Here is an 18,745-nt window from a genome sequence, read left to right as displayed (position 1 = left end):
CTCCTCGACGAACCTGCAACGGATCCTGCTGCGGCGCGGTCAGCTTGAGCCGACCGGGGACGTCAGTGCGTCCGGCGAGCAGGGCGGTCGGCCGGCCAAGCTGTTCCGGTTCACCAGTCGCGAACTCGAGGTCACCGATCCGTTCGCGATCCTGCGCCCCAACGAGTGACGAGCAGCGTTCCCGCGACAGGTTCGGAGCGGGTGGGCGTTCCTGCGACAGGTTCGGAGCGGGTGGGCGTTCCTGCGACAGGTTCGGAGCGGGTGGGCGTTCCTGCGACAGGTTCGGAGCGGGTGGGCCGTCCCGCGACAGGTTCGGACCGAGTGGGCGTTCTCGCGACAGGCTCGTACATTCCGCGGGTCGACAATCATCCCGCACCCGGTGCACCACTCGCGGGAACCTCTTGCTGTCGCCGGATTGCCCGAGCCGTCGCCGGAAGCCCACGCACGCCACTTGCTGTCGCCGGATTGCCCGAGCCGTCGCCGGAAACGCCGCTCGCATCCTGGGGCAGCGGGATCCAGCGTCCGCGCCGTCAGGCAGCGTCACCAGGGGCAACCCGGCTTCTGGGCGGCGGGACGCTGGATGCACTTCACTGACGCTGCGTCCCCCTCGCGCAGCGCCGACGCGACGTCCTCCGCTCCGGACGCCGCCGCCGCTGAGGACGCGCCCCCGCTCCGGAGGCGCCCCCGCTCAGGACGCCGGCCTCGCTCCGGACGCGCCCTCGCTCCGGACGCGCCCACACTCAGGACGCGCCCTCGCTCAGGACGCGCCCACACTCAGGACGCCGCGCAGTCGGCGCACAGGCCGAACAGTTCCAACTCGTGCCCGATGTCGCGGAACCCGTGCTGCCGGCCGATCTCGGCGGCCCAGTCCTCCACATCGGGTCCGCTGATCTCCACCGTCCGGCCGCAGGAGCGGCAGACCAGGTGATGGTGATGCCCATGGATGCGGCAGGAGCGGTACGCCGATTCACCGTCGGCGGTCCGGATCACATCGACCTCGCCGGACTCGGCCATCGCCTGCAGGGTCCGGTAGACCGTGCTCAGGCCGACGCGGTCGCCGGCCTCGCGCAGCGCCTCGTGCACCTGCTGCGCGGTCCGGAAATCCGCCAGGTCCTCCATCAACGCGCCGATCGCGGCACGTTGCTTGGTACGCCTGGGGGCGACTGCACCCTCGCTCATTGCCGATCCCTTCGTCATGCCCGGTTGGCCAAGTATAGGTTCGCCTTATGTTCGTCGTGAATCGCTTCCGGGTTCCCCACCCCCAGGAGGCCGCCTTTCGCTCCGGGGCCGAGGCAGCCCTGGCCGTGCTGCGCAGTAAGCCGGGCCTGGTCGAACTCACCCTCGGCCGCAACCTGGACGAGCCGGAACTGTGGAGCCTGTACAGCCGCTGGGAGAATGTCGGTTCCTATCGCCGGGCGCTGAGCGGCTACGAGTCGAAGCTGACCGTGGTGCCGTGGCTGTCCTTGTCGATCGACGAGGCCTCGGCGTACGACGATCCCGAGGCGGTGGGGGAGAACCGGCCGCGGGGCGAGTTCGGCTAGAGCTGTTCGGGTTCGGGTTCGGGTTCCGGGCGGCGCGCGGCCGGCGCCACCGGGTTCGCCGGTACGCGGGCGCCGACCAGCCGTTTCAGACGCATCGCCGGCTTCTCCAGCCAGAACCAGGACGCGGCGGCGAAGGGGACGGTCAGCACCAGCGCCAGGACGGTGTGCCCGACCCACCCCAGGGTGGTCCCGATCATCAGGTACGCGAACTGCTGCATCGGGAAGGCGTAGATGTAGATCCCGTAGGACAGGTCGTTGCGGGCCCCGATCCGGGTCCGCCAGGTCGCCCCGGCGTACAGCAGCACGTACGCCAGCGGCAACTGCCCGAACCAGGTGCTGAACGCGGTGAGATACAGCACCACGAAAACGAGCGCACACCCCACGGCCACCCCGGCATGCAGCGGGATCCGGTCGCGCAGCAGATACAGCACGGTCCCGGTGAGGAAGAAGGCCCCCAGCCGCAGCGCCAGCAGATACATGTTGGTGGTGACCTCGAGCGGGCCGTGGGCCAGTGGCTGCACGATCACGACCAGCACCAGCAGGCCGCCGCAGACCGGCAGGGCGTGTCGGCGTACCCCGGGCACCAGGAACAGGGCACCCAGCAGCAGGTACGCCCCGAACTCGAAGAACAGCGACCACGCCGATCCGTTCCACACGTCGGGGTACGGAACCGCGGCCAGGGTCCCGGCCACCCCGTATTCGTTCATCTTCAACCCGAAGTTCGCGACCACGAACCGCAGCCCCGCGCCGGGTGACCAGGTGCCGCCGTCGAACAGTGTGGACACCGGGGCGAACACGAAGCCGGTGAGCAGCAGCATCAGCCAGAACGCCGGCAGGATCCGCAGCGCGCGTCGCCACAGGTAGGCGCCGACCCCCAGGCGCAGCCGCGACGCGGTGATCAGATAACCGCTGAGGATGAAGAACCCGTCCACCGCCAGGCCGCCGAGACCGACGAGCCGACCCCCGGTCGGATCCTTCACCCCGATCAGCGGGAAGGAGTGCGAGATCACCACAATGGAGGCCAGCACCAGGCGCACGAAGTTGAGTGCATTGTCGTGGCCGTTGAGGGCCGTTCCCAACCGCAGCCGGGGCGACCGCGGCGTCGCGGCAGTGAAGTTCACGGCTGGAGCCTAGGCGAGTCCCGCCGCCCGACCCAATCCATGCCCGCAGAATCCATGCCCGCAGAATCCACGCCGTCCGACCTGTGGGCCCGGTTCGGCGCAGCGGCCGCCACCGGCGGTTCTTCGCTAGGCTTGCCGCGCCGTCGCTCGCCCGCCCCCGGTGGGGGCCGAGGACGGCGAGCGATCGCGGATGCCAGCCGGGTATCCGCGCCGACCGAGGAGTTCCAGTGGCAGCGACCAGCAAGCTCGACAGCGTCATCACCCTGTGCAAGGAGCGGGGCTTCGTGTTCCCCAGTGGTGAGATCTACGGAGGCACCCGTTCGGCCTGGGACTACGGACCCTTCGGTGTGGAGCTGAAGGAGAACATCAAGCGGCAGTGGTGGCGTTCGATGGTGACCAGCCGCGACGACATCGTCGGTCTGGATTCCTCGGTGATCCTGCCCCCGCAGGTCTGGGAGGCTTCCGGCCACATCAAGGCCTTCGTCGATCCGCTGGTGGAGTGCAAGTCCTGCCACAAGCGGTTCCGAGAGGATCACCTGCAGGAGGCGTACGCCGAGACCCATGGCATCGCCAACCCCGACGACGTCTCGATGGATCTGGTGGCCTGCCCGAACTGTGGGGCCAAGGGCCAGTGGTCCGAGCCGCGACAGTTCAACGGGTTGCTGAAGACCTTCCTGGGGCCGGTGGAGGACGAGTCCGGCCTGCACTACCTGCGTCCGGAGACCGCCCAGGGCATCTTCGTGAACTTCGCCAACGTGATGCAGTCGGCCCGCAAGAAGCCGCCGTTCGGGATCGCCCAGACCGGCAAGTCCTTCCGCAACGAGATCACCCCGGGCAACTTCATCTTCCGGACCCGGGAGTTCGAGCAGATGGAGATGGAGTTCTTCGTCAAGCCCGGCACCGATGAGGAATGGCACCAGTACTGGATCGACACCCGGATGGCCTGGTACACCGACCTCGGGATCTCCCCGGACAACCTGCGCCTGTTCGAGCACCCGCAGGAGAAGCTGTCGCACTACTCCAAGCGCACCGTCGACATCGAGTACCGCTTCGGGTTCCAGGGCTCGGAATGGGGCGAGCTCGAGGGGATCGCCAACCGGACCGATTTCGATCTGACCACCCACGGCAAGCACTCCGGCAAGGAGAAACAGCTGCAGTACTACGACCAGCAGGCCAATGAGCGCTGGACGCCGTACGTGATCGAACCGGCCGCCGGGCTGACCCGCTCGCTGATGGCGTTCATGGTCGAGGCGTACGACGTCGAGGAGGTGCCCAACGCCAAGGGCGGCACCGACTCGCGTACGGTCCTCAAGCTCGACAAGCGCATCGCGCCGGTGAAGGCCGCCGTGCTGCCGCTGTCGCGCAACGAGGACCTCTCGCCGAAGGCGAAGGAACTCGCGGCGACCCTGCGCGGGCACTGGAACGTCGACTTCGACGACGCCCAGGCCATCGGGCGGCGCTACCGCCGGCAGGACGAGATCGGTACGCCGTACTGCATCACCGTCGATTTCGACACCCTGGAGGACCAGGCGGTCACCGTCCGCGACCGCGACACGATGGCGCAGGAGCGCGTGGCGCTGGACCAGGTGGAGGGCTATCTCGCGCAGCGTCTGATCGGCTGCTGAGCGGCGTCGGCAGTCCCGATCCTTCGCTCAGCATTTGGCAGCGGGCGTTCCTCGGACCGGAACACTTATGGAGGTTTGTTCCGATTTCGGGAAACCATTGCTTCACCGAGGGATCGGCGGCACGGCCACGGGGGTTGTGCCACACTTGGGACAGGACAAGGAAGTTCGAAGGATCGGGATGCCGAAGCTGACAGTTGAACCGACTGGCATTGAGGTGCCGGCGGCAGAAGACGACACCATCATGGCTGCGCTGAACAAGAGCGGGTACACGTACTTGTTCGGCTGCAAGCGAGGGGGCTGCGGGATCTGCAAGATCGAGATCGTCGAAGGCGAGATCGAGCACAATCGGCCCGTTGCCGAGACGGCACTGAGCACCGAGGAGCGGGAGCGGGGCATTTGCCTGGGCTGTCGGGCGGTTCCGAAGACCGACATCGTGGCACGCCTGACCGAATCCTCCATCCGGGTGACCAGCCCGCTGCTGCACCCCCAGAATTTGCCCAAGAAGACCAAGAAGTCATCCCAGGCGAAGGTCGCCTGAACCATCACCCGGCGGTGCCGGGGAACCACAATGACCGCTGAAAATCGCACTAGAACTACGAAGGAGTAGCCACATGGGCATCTTGCGACTGGGTTACAGCCACGTAAGAGTCACTGACCTTGCCGAGGCCAAGCATCACTACGCCAACACCCTCGGTCTCTACGAGATGAAGGCCGAAGGGAACAAGGTCTGGTACAAGGGCTGGGACGAGTGGGATCACCACTCGGTCGTCCTCGAAGAGGGCGGCGTCGGCCTGGTCAAGTTCGGCTTCAAGGTCCAGTACGAGGACGACATCGCCGACATCGAGAACAAGGCGGCCACGTTCGGCGTCAAGACCGAGCGGTTCTCCGCCGGTGAGAATGCCGAGGTCGGCGACGGTCTGCGGATCTTCACCCCGTCGGAGCACGTCTTCGAGATCTACCACCAGATGACTCCGGTCAGCACCGAGGTCGGCACCCACAACCCGGAGGCCTTCCCGCGCCATCTGGTCGGTGTCGGTGTCCCCGGCCTGGACCACGCGCTGATCACCGCTCCGAATCCGAAGCTGATGGAGGACATGCTCCGCGAGGTCCTCGACTTCTACACCACCGAAAAGGTCGTCACCGACCTGACCGACGATGCCGACACCATGGCGGTGTGGATGAGCCCGAACCCGAGCAACTCGATCCACCAGCTCGCGGTGCTGGGTGGCCCGGCCGGCAAGCTGCACCACTTCGCCTTCCAGCTCGACAACTGGAACGACGTGGGTCACGCCGCCGACCTGTTCTCGATGGACGACGTCTCGATCGACATCGGCCCGACCCGCCACGGCATCACCCGCGGCCAGACCGTCTACTTCTTCGATCCCTCGGGCAACCGCAACGAGGTCTTCGCCGGTGGCTACAAGTCCTACCCGGACCGCCCGATGATCAAGTGGACCGCCGATCAGCTCGGCAAGGCCATCTTCTACCACGCCCGCGAACTGAACGAGCGCTTCACCAACGTGCTCACCTAAGCCGCGAGCCCGACTCCGCCGGACGCCCCCGTACGACCCTGTCGTGCGGGGGTGTCCGCGCATCGGCGCCGGTGCCGGAGCATCCCCGCCCCGCAAACCAGGATCATGGTCAGCGCCGCTGCGCTCGTAGTAGCGTCACCCCATCACCTGACTGAAGGAGAATCGTGTCCGAGAACCTGCGCACCGTGAAGACCCTCACCCGAGCAGGCGCCCGCACCGCCATGGACGCCGCGCTGGCGCACGGCGAGAAGCTGGGCAAGAAGTTCCACATCGCCATCGTCGACAACGCGGGCCACCTGATGGCCTACGAGCGGATGGACGGGGCCCAGCTGATTTCGCAGACCATTTCCCAGGACAAGGCCTGGTCGGTGATCGCGGGCAACGGCCTGCCCACCTCCGGTTGGCTCAACGAGCTCGAGGGCGATCCCGCGCTGAAGCTGGGGTTCCCGCACCGGCCGAACCTGGTCGTCTTCGGTGGCGGCGTACCGGTGCTGCTCGAGGGTGAGCTCGTCGGCGCGATCGGGGTCTCCGGCGGTTCGGCCGAAGAGGACGCCGAGGTTGCCACCGCGGGAGCGAATGCGGTCGCCTGAGATGACCAATGTGGAGGACTACTGGCACACCAGTACGCCGAAGAAGCCGAATGAGGGCGAAGGTCTGCGCTCGGTCTCGGCGGCCCTGGACGTGCTGGAGTGCTTCGCGACCGACCGGGAACTCGGGGTCTCCGACGTGGCCCGCCGGATGGGGCTCGCCAAGAGCACCACGCATCGGCTGCTGACCACGCTGCGCTCCCGAGGATTCATCGAGCAGAATCCCGAGAACGGCCGCTATCGCCTGGGCCTGCACCTGCTCGAGCTCGGCCACCTGGCGCAGGTCCGTAATCCGCTGCGCCAGGTGGCCCTGCCGGTCACCCTGGATCTGGTCCGGCGGACCGGCCTGACGGTGAACGTCTCGGTCCCCGACGGTGCGGACATTGTGTTCATCGAACGCACCGAGACCTCCGCGCACGGGCGTACGCTCAGCCAGTCCGGACGCCGGCTCCCGGCCCACGTCTCCTCGGCCGGCAAGGCCGTGGCGGCATTCCTGCCCGAGTTCGCCCAGGCCCGCATCGACGCGGGCTTCCCGCCGCGGGCTCGCCAGACCATTCGGACGCCGGCCGAATGGGAGCATGCGCTGCGCGACGTCCGCCAGCGCGGTTTCGCAATGTCGCGAGACGAATCCTTCGACGGCATCACCACCGTTGCCGTCCCGATCATGTTCACCCGGCAGACCGCCCAGGCGGCGCTGTCCTTCTTCGGTGGTACGCACGATGTCGAATCGCGCTATCCGCTGCTGGTGCAATACCTCCAGCGGGCCGCCGGTCGAATCCAGCACGACGTGGCCCGGTTGCGCCGGGACCTCAGTTCCTGACCTCTTCAACAGCGCCCATTCGTGGGCTGACTGTGGAGGACGTTCCTGGGGTGGGAACACCCTCCCCAAACCACCGACGAGCCGATTAGGCTCTCTTTCAACGAAGCCGTTATCAAGGAGGATCCATGGCCCAGTGGGACGAGAAGAGTGTTGCTGCCGAGCTGCTGGCGTGCGAGGCCGAGCGTCGCGACCGCGAACCCTTCACCGACGAGTGGCCCGAGCTGGACGTCGACACCGGCTACCGCATCCAGGACGCGAACCTGCAGGTTCGCCTGGCCCGCGGTGAGAAGCTGGTCGGCGTGAAGCTGGGCCTGACCAGTGAGGCCAAGCAGAAGCGGATGGGTGTGTACGCCCCGTTCGTGGCGTGGTTGACCGACGCCATGCTGCTCGAGGCCGGCAAGCCGGTGCCCCAGGACAAGCTCATCCACCCGCGCATCGAGCCCGAGATCATCTTCATCATGAAGGACCGGCTGGAGGGCCCCGGAGTCACCCGGGAGTCCGCGATGGCCGCGGTCGACAAGGTCTCCGGCGGCTTCGAGATCATCGACTCCCGGTACAAGAACTTCCGCTTCCGCGCCGGTGATGTCGTCGCCGACAACGCGTCCTCCGGCGCCTGGGTGAACGGCTCGGAGTGGAAGGACATCGCCGACGTCGACGTGGCCGCCGAGAAGGTCGAGGTCTACAGCGACGGCGAACTGCAGCACACCGGTGTGGGCACCGACGTCCAGGGGCACCCGGGCGAGGCACTGGCCCTGGCCGCGAACGACCTGGCCCGCCGCGGCCTGGCGATCGAGGCCGGCTGGATCGTGCTCACCGGCGGCACCACCGACGCCGTCTTCGCTCCCCGCGGCTCCAAGACCGAGGTCAAGTTCAGCACCCTCGGCTCGCTGAGCATCGATGGCGGCGAGTGATGGCACCGCTGATCGAGGTCACCCTGACCGAGGGCCGGAGCCCCGAAAAGATTCGCGCCATGATCTCGGCGCTGACCAACGCGGTCGTGGAGACCGAGGTCGCCAAGAAGCCGGCCATCCGCGTGATTGTGCGCGAGGTGCCGAAGGCCCACTTTGCCGCCGGTGACGAAACCCTCGCCGAGCGCGCCGAGAAGCAGTCCGCCCAGGCCGAGCAGTCGGCCACCAACCAGCCCTCTTGAGCAGTACGAAAGGAACCGACATGCGCAAGGAAATCCAGGCCCGCGACGTTCAGAACTTCATCAACGGGAAGTACGTGAGCACCGCCGAGACCTTCGACGTGCTCTACCCGATCACCGGTGAGGTCACCGCCAAGGTGCACAAGGCCGGCCAGGCCGAGGTCGATGCCGCCGTCGCCGCTGCCCGCGCCGCGCTGAAGGGCCCGTGGGGCACGATGCCGCTGGCCGAGCGCTCGAAGATGGTCAAGGCCATCGCCGACGGCGTGATGAAGCGCTTCGACGACTTCCTCGAGGTCGAGGTGCTCGACACCGGCAAGCCGTACTCGGTCGCCAGCCACGTCGACATCCCCCGCGGTGGCTCGAACTTCGCCGCCTTCGCCGACATCCTCAAGGAACACGCCACCGAGGCGTTCAGCATGGACACCCCCGACGGCCTGGGGGCCCTGAACTACGGGGTGCGCCGCCCGCGTGGCGTCATCGGCGTCATCTCCCCGTGGAACCTGCCGCTGCTGCTGATGACCTGGAAGGTCGGCCCCGCCCTCGCCTGTGGCAACACCGTGGTGGTCAAGCCGTCGGAGGTCACCCCGTCCTCGGCCGCCCTGCTGGGTGAGGTCATGAACGAGGTCGGCGTCCCCGAGGGCGTCTACAACGTGGTCAACGGCTTCGGGGACACCGGCGCGATGATCACCTCCCACCCCGACGTCGACGGCATCACCTTCACCGGTGAGACCGTGACCGGCTCGATCATCCTCAAGGCGGTCGCCCCGACCCTGAAGGCCTCCTCGATGGAGATGGGCGGCAAGAACCCGGGCATCGTGTTCGAGGACGCCGACCTGGACCTGGCCATCAAGGAACTCGGCCGCTCCTGCTTCCTGAACACCGGTCAGGTCTGCCTGGGCACCGAGCGCGTCTACGTGCACGAGTCGATCTTCGACGAGGTCCGCGACCGGCTGAAGGACTACGCCGAGAACGAGCTGAAGTACGGCTTCCCCGACGATGAGGGCGTCAACTTCGGCCCGGTCGTCTCCGATGAGCACCGCGACAAGGTCCTGTCCTACTACAAGCTCGCCGAGGAGGAGGGCGCGACCGTCGTCACCGGTGGCGGCGCCCCGAAGTTCGGCGACGAGCGCGACGGCGGCTCCTGGGTCGAGCCCACCATCTGGACCGGCCTGGCCCAGGACTCCCGCACCGCGACCGAGGAGATCTTCGGCCCGGCCGTGGCCCTGATCCCGTTCTCCGATGAGGACGAGGTGATCAAGCTCGCCAACGACACCAAGTACGGTCTGGCCGCGACCTTCTTCACCCAGGACGTTTCCCGGGTGCACCGGGTGGCGCCGCAGCTGGAGGCCGGCATCATCTGGGTCAACTGCTGGTTCCTGCGTGACCTGCGCACCGCCTTCGGTGGCATGAAGCACTCCGGCATCGGCCGCGAGGGTGGCGTGCACGGTCTGGAGTTCTACACCGAGATCAGCAACGTCTGCGTCAAGATGTGATCTCCCAGCACTGATGCGACGGCCCCGGACCCTGTGGTCCGGGGCCGTCGTTCGTTGTGGGGTGGGTCAGCGGCGGAACCAGCGCTGCCACCAGCGCCGCCGTGGGGCTGCCGCCGGGGGAGCGGGGGTACGCCGCCGCTCGGCCTCGGCGAGCTCGGCCCGGTACGCCCGCCACCGCTCCAGCAGCGGGTCCACGTTGACCAGCGGAATGACGAACAGCCGGCCCTGATCGGGCAGGGGCTGGAAGTACGATTCCCGGATCCGATCGTTCAGATCCTCGAGGATCTCCCGGGCGTCGGCCTCGTAGGTCACGTCCGCGATCTTGGCGAACGCCTCCTGGGCCTCCTTGCGCAGCGCCAATCCGGCCGGCAGGGGCATCTCCAGGCCCTCGTGTTTCAGCTTGCCCTTGATCCACCAGTCCGGGGAGTCATCATCCAGGTTGGTCAGCGGCTGGCCGGCGCCGGGCAGGTTGTCGAACTCGCCCCGCTCGGTCGCCTCCCGGATCTGGCGGTCGATCCACGACTCGTACACCACCGGCTGGTACCGGCGCCGGAGCGTACGCGGTGGGTCCGGCGGCGGCTGGTCCGCGGCGCCGGATCCGGGGTTCTCGGGTGACTCGTTCTCGTCGGGCACGATGAGCGGGGTCGGGCGTACGGCTAGCCGACGCGGCCGGTGACAGTGGTGCGCATGGGGCAAGGCTAACCGAATGGTTTCAGCCCGCCATCGGCGTCGGTGCGCCTATTGACAGCCGATTCCGGGCGCTGGCAGATTTCTCGGTACGCCGGGAAATCTTTTGGCCCGAGCCTGGGGATCGCCCGGCGGTAGGCCGTCGGCGCGAATCGCAACGGGGCAGGGTGCCAGCGGCGGACCACAGTTTCATCGAAAACCCGGCCGGGCAACGCCGCCCGACCCGGATTCTAGGTAGCACCGGGCCGTCGCCCGGGTCGAGGAGCGACACGATGAGCACACCGACACATCCTTCCGGCGAGGCCGGGGGAACCGCCACCGGCACAGTGATTGATATCGCCGACGAGATCGACAAGGCGCCGATTTCCGGACTGCAGATCGGGGTGATCATCGTCGCATCACTGGCGGTGGTCTTCGATGGGTTCGACAGTCAGCTGTTCGGCCTGTCGATCCCGGCGATCGCGGCCGAATACGGGATCCAGCCGGCAGCGCTGTCTGCCCAGCTGGGGTGGGTGCTCTCGCTCACCTTCGTCGGGATGGGCATCGGCGCGGTCAGCGGCGGGTATGTCGCCGACAAGCTGGGTCGCAAGCTGGCCCTGAACATTTCGTTGCTGGTGATCGGGGTCACGACGGTGGCCGCGGCATTGATGCCCAACATTCCGTTGCTCGGCGTGATGCGGGTGTTGACCGGCCTGGGGATTGGCATGGTTCTCCCGGTGGTGGCCTCCTTGGTGGCCGAATACACCCCGGGCCGTCGGCGCAGCTTCACCGTGGCGCTGAGCATTGTGTGCGTGCCGTTGGGCGGATTGCTCGGCGGGATCGTGGCTGCCGGTCTGCTGGATGCGATCGGCTGGCGCGGGATGTGGCTGCTGGGTGGCGGCCTGGCGATCCTGATCACCGTGCTGATCCATTTCGTCGTGCCGGAGTCGCCCCAGTTCCTGGCGGCCCGGCACGCGCCTGGGGACCGGGAGCGGGTGATTGCGACGCTGAGGCGGATGGGGCACAACATTCCGGACGATGCCCAGTTCCTCAACCACCACGACCACGAGAAGCAGCGCGCCTCGGTCGGGGCCCTGCTCAAGCCGGAGCATCGCCGCGACACCCTCGGAATCTGGCTTGCCTTCTTCGGCAGCCTGCTGGGGGTCTACATGATCTTCGGCGCGGCCCCGACGCTGCTGCGCCAGGGCTTCAAGTTCACCAGCGCCGACGCCAGCCTGTCGATCACCTGGTACAACATCGGCGCGATCGCGCTCACCATCATCGGGTCCTGGGCGATGGGCAAGTGGGGATCGAAGCCGGTGCTGATGACCCTGGCGGTCGGCGCCGCGGTCAGTGCGGCGTGGCTGTGGCTGATGCCGCCGGTGGTCGGTGCCGGGGCGACCGGTACGTTCGTGGCCCAGTTCGTCATTCACGGGGGCTTCTTCGCCGGGCTGCAATCGGTGCTGTACTCGCTGTGTGCCCAGTTGTATCCGGTGAGTATCAAGGGCATCGGCGTCGGCATGGCCGGAACCGTCGGCCGGATCGGCGCGATCGTGGCCTCGGTGCTCGGGCTGGCGCTGGTCACCAGCGGCGGCACGTTCTTCCTGGTGATCGCCCTGGCCGCGGTCGCGTGCTTTGTGGCGATGCTGATCGTGAAGAACCACACCCCGCCGGCCGGTCGGGAGACGAAGTATTGACCTGGTGAGCCGTTCCGGGGATTGCGATCCCGGGTTGGGGCAGCGGGCGTCGGCAGTGTGCCGGCGCCCGTTGTCGCGTCCGGGATTCGCCATTCCCATTTGACAGGGGGCCCCGGCGCTGGCGTACATTGCTGATCACGCTGTGAGAGTCATCGGGGTCGCAGAGGCCCGGAATTGTCGCGCGGGCAGAGCAGCCGACCTTGAATCGCAATGGAGCAGGGTCCGATCGGCTGCCCCTTGCCACATTCTTTGACCGCACCAGATCGGCAAAGACGCCCGATCCGGATTTCACGCAGTGCCGGGGCAGTCGCCCCGGCCGAGGAGCGACACCATGCGTACAACACCAACTGACCATTCCGGCATGCCCGGGGGACCAAACCCGAGCACAGCGATTGATATCGCCGACGAGATCGACCGGGCGCCGATTTCCGGCCTGCAGATCGCGGTGATCATCATCGCCTCCCTGGCCGTCGTCTTCGATGGGTTCGACAGTCAATTGTTCGGCCTGTCGATCCCGGCGATCGCGGCGGAGTTCGGCGTACAACCGGCAGCCCTGGCTGCGCAACTGGGGTGGGTGCTCTCGCTCACCTTCGTCGGCACCGGCATCGGCGCGGTCAGCGGCGGCTTCGTCGCCGACAAACTGGGGCGCAAGCTGGCCCTGAACATTTCCTTGCTGGTGATCGGGGTCACGACCGTGGCCGCGGCGCTGATGCCCACCATCCCGCTGCTCGGCGTGATGCGGGTGCTGACCGGCTTCGGGATCGGCATGGTCCTGCCGGTCGTGGCCTCGCTGGTGGCCGAGTACACCCCGAGCCGCCGGCGCAGTTTCACCGTCGCACTGAGTGTCGTGTGCGTCCCGTTGGGCGGCCTGGTCGGCGGGATCGTGGCTGCCGGCCTGCTGGATGCGATCGGCTGGCGCGGCATGTGGCTGCTCGGCGGGGGACTGGCGATCCTGATCACCGTCCTGATCCATTTCGTCATTCCGGAATCGCCCCAGTTCCTGTCGGCCCGCAACGCGCCGGGGGACCGGGAGCGGGTGATTGCCACGCTGAGGCGGATGGGGCACAACATTCCGGCCGATGCCCAGTTCCTCAACCATCACGACCATGAGAAGAAGCGCGCCTCGGTCGGGGCTCTGCTGAAGCCGGAGCATCGCCGCGACACGGTCGGCATCTGGATCGCGTTCTTCGGCAGCCTGCTGGGGGTCTACATGATCTTCGGGGCGGCGCCGACGCTGCTGCGGCAGGGTTTCAGGTTCACCAGCGCCGACGCCAGCTTGTCGATCACTTGGTACAACATCGGCGCGATCGCGCTCACCCTGATCGGGTCGTGGGCGATGGGAAAGTGGGGATCGAAGCCGGTGCTGATGATCCTGGCCGCCGGTTCGGCGGTCAGTGCGGCGTGGCTGTGGCTGATGCCGCCGGTGGTCGGGGGCGGGGCGACCGGTACGTTCGTGGCCCAGTTCGTCATTCACGGGGCCTTTTTCGGTGGCCTCCAGGCCGTGCTGTATTCGCTGTGCGCCCAGCTGTATCCGGTGAGTATCAAGGGCATCGGGGTCGGGATGGCCGGAAGCGTCGGCCGGATCGGTGCGATCGTGGCCTCGGTCGTCGGGCTGGCGCTGGTCACCAGCGGCGGCACGTTCTTCCTGGTGATCGCCCTGGCGGCGGTTGCGTGTTTTGTGGCGATGCTGATCGTGAAGACGCACACTCCGCCGGCCGGCACGGAGACCAAGTACTGACCCCCCATGAGCCGGCCCGGATCCGGGGTTTCGGCTCAACCAGCGGGCGCCGGCAGTGCCGGCGCCCGCTGTCGTGCCCGGCTCAGGCCAGGGTGACCAGCCGGGAGAGATCGTCGACCGGCAGGGAGTCCGCGACCGCGGTGACCGCCATCCGATCGAGCTGGATGATCCCGCGATGGGTGCTCAGGAACGAGGTGTCGGAGGCATCCCGGCCGGTCGCGATGCGTACCAGGGACTGCCGGGGAGCCAATCCGGTCGCATCGACCACGACCCACTCCCCGTCGATCTTCGCCTCCGCGACGGCATGGAAGTCCATCGGATACAGCCCCGGGGCGTACACCGAGACCAGTCGGGCCGGCACATCGCGGGCTCGCAGCAGGGTGACCACGACATGGGCGAAGTCGCGGCACACCCCCTGCCGCAGGAGGAAGGTCTGGACCGCCCCGTCGGTGGGTCGGCTCGACCCGGACACGTACGCCAGGTTGCGTCGGGTCCAGGTGGTGACCGCGTCCAGCAACTCCTTGCCGTGCAGACCCTGGAACAGCGAGTACGCCACCGGGCCCAGCGAGTCGGAGTCGGCGTACCGGGAGGGGCGCAGATAGATGAGGTCCTGGACGGCGTCGTCATCGGCCGGCAGGGTGTTCGGGGTCCCGGTCCCGGTGTCGGTGACCGCGGCGTACTCCACGATCAGCTGGCCCTTCGGCAGGTCGGCCAGCCGATGCAGTCGGGTGTTGTGGTGCAGCAATTCCTGGGCCTCAATCGGGCGCCCGTCGAGGGTGACGCTGAGCTGTTCCTCGATCCGACCGGTCGAGGGTGCGACGGCGACCGACAGCACGGCCAGGTCGGTGGGTTCCACGATCGTGCAGTCCAGTCGAGAGGTCACCGTGCAGCGCATGGCGGTCACTATGTCACGCCCGGGCACGGTAGGGTATTTCGGCCGAGTTACCCTACCCGCCTGCGGCGCCCCGGACCCTACCCGCCTGCGGCGCCCCGGACCCTACCCGCCTGCGGCGCCCCGGCCCCTACCCGCCTGCGGCGCCCCGGACCCTTTCCGCCTGCGGCGCCCTGGCCCGGCCATGGCTACGAAACCTGTTCCGGGCTACTGCTGCGGCAATAGCCCCAGCAGCTTTCGTAGCGTTGCTCCGACGCACCTCGTCCCCCTTCGGCATCGGGGATCGTGGGTCTGTGATCTAGACTTACGCGGTGCGTGTGACCCTCGATGCCCCCGACCGACCCGCGGCCGTACAGACGAATACCCCCGTCGTGCTGGCCCCGATGGCCGGGGTCACCAATGCCGCGTACCGACAGCTGTGCCGCGAGCAGGCCGAATCCTCCGGCGTCGCCGCTCCGGCCGGGCTGTTCGTCTGCGAGATGATCACCAGCCGCGGGCTGGTCGAGCGCGACCGCAAATCCCTGGCGATGCTGGCCTTCGACCCAGGCGAGACGATCAACTCCGTCCAGTTGTACGGGGTCGACCCGGCCACGATGGCGCATGCCACCGAGATTTTGTGCAACGAGTTCGGGGTGCAGCATGTCGACCTCAACTTCGGCTGCCCGGTCCCGAAGGTGACGCGCAAGGGCGGGGGCGGGGTGCTGCCGTGGAAGCGGGACCGGCTGCGAGCGATCCTCAGCGCCACGGTGTCGGCCGCGGCGCCGTACGGGGTTCCGGTCACGATGAAGACCCGCAAGGGGATCGACGCCGACCATCTGACCTACCTGGACGCCGGCCGGATCGCGGCGGATTCCGGGATCGCCGCGATTGCGCTGCACGGGCGAACCGTCGCCGACGCCTACTCCGGCACCGCCGACTGGGACGCCATCGCCGAACTCAAGGCGAGCACCGGCATCCCGGTCCTCGGCAACGGAGACATCTGGGAAGCCTCCGACGCCCTCGAAATGGTCGCCCGGACCGGCGTGGACGGGGTGGTGATCGGCCGTGGCTGCCTCGGCCGCCCCTGGCTGTTCCGCGACCTGGCCACCACCTTCGCCGGGGCCCCGGCCCGCGCCCTGCCCACCCTCGGCGAGGTCGCGGCGACCGTACGCCGGCACGGCGAACTGCTCGCCGAACTGATGGGGGAGACCCGCGGCCTCACCGATCTGCGCAAGCACATTGCCTGGTACTTCAAGGGCTTCCCGGTCGGCGGCGACATCCGGCGCGGACTCGGCCTGGTCTCCACCTTCACCGAACTGGATGCGCTGCTGGCCCAACTCGACCACGACGCCCCGTTCCCGACCGAAACCCTCGGGAATCCGCGCGGCCGGCAGGGCTCCCCGCGCGACAAGGTCGCCATGCCCGAGGGCTGGCTCGACGACACCTGCGGGCTGGATCTGGCGCTGGCCGAGGACAACGTCTCCGGCGGCTGACCCGCCGACTTGGCATGGGGGCTACCGTTGAGCCATGGGTGCCGGTGAGCGTTACCGCGTTGCGATGTGCGGCGCCCTGCTGGTGCTGGCCGGGTGTACGCCCGCCACCCCGAACCCCGCCTCGCCCGCACCACCGGCCACCATCACTGCGACGACTACCGGCGGCGCGAGTCCGGTGACCCCGACGCCCGGCCCGTCCCCGACCGCGCGTCCGTTCGATCGCGCGGCCGCCCTGGCCACCGTCGCGCACCTGGCCGATTACGGCCCGCGCGAAGCCCGCAGCGCGGCGTACCGGAAGGCGGCGGAGTGGGTGCGGACCCGGTTCGAGTCCTACGGATACACCGTCAGCTCCCAGGAGTTCCCGATCCCGGCCGGCAAATCCTGGGGGATCTCGGTCCATGCCGGCTACTCCCACAACGTGATCGCGGACCCGCCCGGCTTCGACCCGGCCGCACCCCACCTGGTGATCGGCGCCCACTTGGACACCGTGCCCCAGTCGCCGGGGGCGGAGGACAATGCTTCCGGAGTCGCGGTGATGCTGGAACTCGCCCGGATGCTCGCCGAGCAACCGGCCGGCCTTCCGGTCCGCTTCATCGCCTTCGGGGCGGAGGAACCACGCGGGTCGGGCGACCGGCTGCACCACTTCGGCTCGCAGTACTACGTCGCCCAGCTCGGGGACACCGCCCGCTCGGTGAAAGCAATGGTCGCCCTGGATCGGGTCGGCGCGCCCGGCCCCGCGGTGCCGATCTCCTTCGGCGGAAAGGGTACCGGCGCCGTCCGGGACCAGTTGGTCGCTGCCGCCGGCACTATCCCGGTGACCGTCAGGGAATCCAACCGGACCAGTGATCACTGGTCGTTCGAGAAGGCCGGGATTCCGGCCGCCCGGCTCGGCAGCATCCCATACGCCGGCTACCACTCCGCCGGCGACGTCCCGTCGGTCGTGGACGGCGCCCAACTCGCGGCGGCCGGGGCGATCACCTGGAACTGGCTCCGCGCTCAGCCGGCATAGGGCCCGGTGCTCGTCCGGCGGACATCGGCCAGGATCTTCGCCGATCGGTCGGCATCGGCCGGCCGCGGGATGTGACCTTCGATCACGTACGGCACCGGCTCGACGGCCTTGACCGCGCCGTCCCACAGCACGATCTCCACGAAGATCCCCTCCTGCACCTCCCGGCTGAACTCCATGTCGAAGATGAAGTTTCCCAGCGAGTGCACCACCGTGGTGTCGCCGCTCACCTCCCAGCCCTGCACCCAGTGCGGGTGCCCGCCGACGACCAGATCGGCCCCGGCCGCGGCGAATCGGGCGGCCACCTCGTGCTGCACCGGTTCGGGCAGATGGGTGTACTGCGTGCCCCAGTGCGGCAGCACGATGACCGTATCGACCCGGCTGCGCAGGGCGCTGATGTCGGCGGCGATCCGGTCCAGCGCGGCGGTATCCAGCGGTCCGGTCCGCGGCGGCATGTTCAGTCGGTTGGTGCCGGGTCGGTCCGCACCGGCGGCGGGGGTTTCGCCGATCGACTCGGTGCCGAGAAACCCGATCCGGACGCCACCCGCCTCCACGATCCAGGGGGCCCGGGCGCGAGAGAGGTCGACTCCGGCACCGAAGTAGGCGATGCCGGCGGCGTCGAAGCGGGTGAACGTCTCCCGCATCGCGGTAATGCCGTAGTCGCCGAGGTGATTGTTGGCCAGGCTGACCCCGTCGATACCCGCCAGCTGCAACCCGGCCAACACGGCCGGATCGGCGGCGAAGGAGTCGCCGCCCTGGGTGGGGGAGCCGTTGCGGGACAGGGTCGATTCGAAGTTGCCGACCGTGACATCGGCGGCGGACAGTCGCGCCGCGAACGGCCGGAACGGGGCGGCCGGGTCAGCGGTGATCCCGCGACCGACCCGGCGTCCGAGCATGATGTCGCCGACCACGGTGATCGTGGTCACTCGGGGCGTCGCCGCGGCGGGCGCCGGTGTGCGCAGGGCGTACTCGTGCGGTTCGCGCAGCGGGTCGACCCCGTCGACGGCCAGCACCCGGACCCGTTCGTCGACCGCCTCGGCCGGCACCAGGGCAAGGGCCGCGGGATCGCCGGTCACCTCGGCGACCGCCGCGGCGGGGGAAGTGGTGTCCGGGATCACCCGGATCTCGGCGCCCGGCTGGCCCAACTCCGCCCAACTACCGGTGCGTCGTTCGACCAGGGCCCGGGCCGTCGCCAGCGGGACGCTGCCGGCCGGTCGGGAGTGATGGACCGCCAGCACCAGCGGAGCAGTCGGGCCGGGCGTCGACGTTGCGACGGCCGAAGGGCTCGTGCTGCCGAGCGGCTCCGGCGCCGTCGGCGGACCGGGATGGGGCGCGCAACCGGCGCAGAGCACCAGCAGCGCGAGCCCCGGCGCACGCAGTCTCATGCACCAACGTTACGCGCCACCGG

At 68.5% G+C, this 18,745-nt stretch carries 18 protein-coding genes; 13 read left to right on the top strand and 5 right to left on the bottom strand.

All coding sequences use genetic code 11. The annotated features are described in order from the left end of the window. Window positions 1-774 precede the first annotated feature (774 nt). The gene (locus G531_RS0102445) at window positions 775-1,179 is read right to left on the bottom strand and encodes a Fur family transcriptional regulator (RefSeq protein ID WP_035756853.1); all 405 of its coding nucleotides are present in this window, start codon (window positions 1,177-1,179) and stop codon (window positions 775-777) included. A gap of 47 nt (window positions 1,180-1,226) precedes the next feature. Between G531_RS0102445 and G531_RS0102440 the strand changes: the two genes are divergently transcribed. Continuing rightward, window positions 1,227-1,541: an antibiotic biosynthesis monooxygenase family protein gene (locus tag G531_RS0102440; protein WP_026926042.1), complete on the top strand. Its 315-nt coding sequence runs from the start codon at window positions 1,227-1,229 to the stop codon at window positions 1,539-1,541. On the opposite strand, the gene G531_RS19865 is transcribed toward G531_RS0102440, so the two are convergent. Further along, window positions 1,538-2,662 (bottom strand): acyltransferase family protein, encoded by a 1,125-nt coding sequence (locus G531_RS19865; protein WP_051214931.1) that lies wholly within the window; start codon window positions 2,660-2,662, stop codon window positions 1,538-1,540. The genes G531_RS0102440 and G531_RS19865 overlap by 4 nt on opposite strands. 227 nt (window positions 2,663-2,889) lie before the next feature. On the opposite strand from G531_RS19865, the gene G531_RS0102430 reads away from it, so the two are divergent. The 8 genes from G531_RS0102430 (at window position 2,890) to G531_RS0102395 (ending at window position 9,866) form a co-directional block, all read left to right on the top strand. After that, window positions 2,890-4,287, top strand: a complete 1,398-nt coding sequence (locus tag G531_RS0102430; RefSeq protein ID WP_026926041.1) for a glycine--tRNA ligase — start codon at window positions 2,890-2,892, stop codon at window positions 4,285-4,287. 178 nt (window positions 4,288-4,465) lie between these two features. Next, the gene (locus tag G531_RS19860) at window positions 4,466-4,825 is read left to right on the top strand and encodes a 2Fe-2S iron-sulfur cluster-binding protein (RefSeq protein WP_051214930.1); all 360 of its coding nucleotides are present in this window, start codon (window positions 4,466-4,468) and stop codon (window positions 4,823-4,825) included. Window positions 4,826-4,898: 73 nt separating this feature from the next. Continuing rightward, the gene (locus G531_RS0102420; RefSeq protein WP_026926040.1) at window positions 4,899-5,819 is read left to right on the top strand and encodes a catechol 2,3-dioxygenase; all 921 of its coding nucleotides are present in this window, start codon (window positions 4,899-4,901) and stop codon (window positions 5,817-5,819) included. Between the two features lie 164 nt (window positions 5,820-5,983). Then, a complete protein-coding gene (locus tag G531_RS0102415; RefSeq protein WP_211221748.1) occupies window positions 5,984-6,409 on the top strand; it encodes a GlcG/HbpS family heme-binding protein in 426 nt (141 codons plus the stop codon). A gap of 1 nt (window position 6,410) precedes the next feature. Further along, complete coding sequence (locus G531_RS19855; protein WP_051214928.1) at window positions 6,411-7,226, top strand: IclR family transcriptional regulator; 816 nt, start codon at window positions 6,411-6,413, stop codon at window positions 7,224-7,226. Between the two features lie 125 nt (window positions 7,227-7,351). Then, on the top strand, window positions 7,352-8,137 hold the full coding sequence (locus G531_RS0102405) for a 2-keto-4-pentenoate hydratase (protein WP_026926038.1): 786 nt from the start codon (window positions 7,352-7,354) through the stop codon (window positions 8,135-8,137). Next, on the top strand, window positions 8,137-8,376 hold the full coding sequence (locus G531_RS0102400; protein WP_035756849.1) for a tautomerase family protein: 240 nt from the start codon (window positions 8,137-8,139) through the stop codon (window positions 8,374-8,376). The genes G531_RS0102405 and G531_RS0102400 overlap by 1 nt, the downstream gene beginning before the upstream one ends. Before the next feature lie 20 nt (window positions 8,377-8,396). Continuing rightward, window positions 8,397-9,866 (top strand): 2-hydroxymuconic semialdehyde dehydrogenase, encoded by a 1,470-nt coding sequence (locus G531_RS0102395; RefSeq protein ID WP_026926036.1) that lies wholly within the window; start codon window positions 8,397-8,399, stop codon window positions 9,864-9,866. Window positions 9,867-9,932: 66 nt separating this feature from the next. Here the strand turns inward: G531_RS0102395 and G531_RS0102390 are convergent, their stop codons facing one another. Continuing rightward, window positions 9,933-10,499, bottom strand: a complete 567-nt coding sequence (locus G531_RS0102390; protein WP_211221747.1) for a DnaJ family domain-containing protein — start codon at window positions 10,497-10,499, stop codon at window positions 9,933-9,935. A 326-nt stretch (window positions 10,500-10,825) separates the two neighbouring features. Here G531_RS0102390 and G531_RS0102385 point away from each other — a divergent pair, with 326 nt between their 5' ends. Further along, entirely contained in the window at window positions 10,826-12,229 is a 1,404-nt protein-coding gene (locus G531_RS0102385) for an MFS transporter (RefSeq protein ID WP_026926034.1), read from the top strand. 361 nt (window positions 12,230-12,590) lie between these two features. Next, window positions 12,591-13,967 (top strand): MFS transporter, encoded by a 1,377-nt coding sequence (locus G531_RS0102380; protein WP_026926033.1) that lies wholly within the window; start codon window positions 12,591-12,593, stop codon window positions 13,965-13,967. A gap of 82 nt (window positions 13,968-14,049) precedes the next feature. Here the strand turns inward: G531_RS0102380 and G531_RS0102375 are convergent, their stop codons facing one another. Next, a complete protein-coding gene (locus G531_RS0102375; RefSeq protein ID WP_026926032.1) occupies window positions 14,050-14,862 on the bottom strand; it encodes a transglutaminase-like domain-containing protein in 813 nt (270 codons plus the stop codon). 314 nt (window positions 14,863-15,176) lie between these two features. Here G531_RS0102375 and dusB point away from each other — a divergent pair, with 314 nt between their 5' ends. Continuing rightward, on the top strand, window positions 15,177-16,331 hold the full coding sequence (dusB, locus tag G531_RS0102370) for a tRNA dihydrouridine synthase DusB (protein WP_026926031.1): 1,155 nt from the start codon (window positions 15,177-15,179) through the stop codon (window positions 16,329-16,331). A gap of 34 nt (window positions 16,332-16,365) precedes the next feature. Next, window positions 16,366-17,340, top strand: a complete 975-nt coding sequence (locus tag G531_RS26870; protein ID WP_051214927.1) for a M28 family metallopeptidase — start codon at window positions 16,366-16,368, stop codon at window positions 17,338-17,340. Here G531_RS26870 and G531_RS0102360 read toward each other — a convergent pair. Then, complete coding sequence (locus tag G531_RS0102360; protein ID WP_145978553.1) at window positions 17,328-18,722, bottom strand: CapA family protein; 1,395 nt, start codon at window positions 18,720-18,722, stop codon at window positions 17,328-17,330. The two genes, G531_RS26870 and G531_RS0102360, sit on opposite strands and share 13 nt — an antisense overlap. Window positions 18,723-18,745: the final 23 nt, after the last annotated feature.

This window comes from Granulicoccus phenolivorans DSM 17626 = NBRC 107789 = JCM 15570, from assembly GCF_000423085.1.
In the GTDB taxonomy this organism is placed as follows: domain Bacteria; phylum Actinomycetota; class Actinomycetes; order Propionibacteriales; family Propionibacteriaceae; genus Granulicoccus; species Granulicoccus phenolivorans.
The sequence above is the reverse complement of the archived record's forward strand: the minus strand, read 5'-3'. Positions and strand labels throughout refer to the sequence as shown.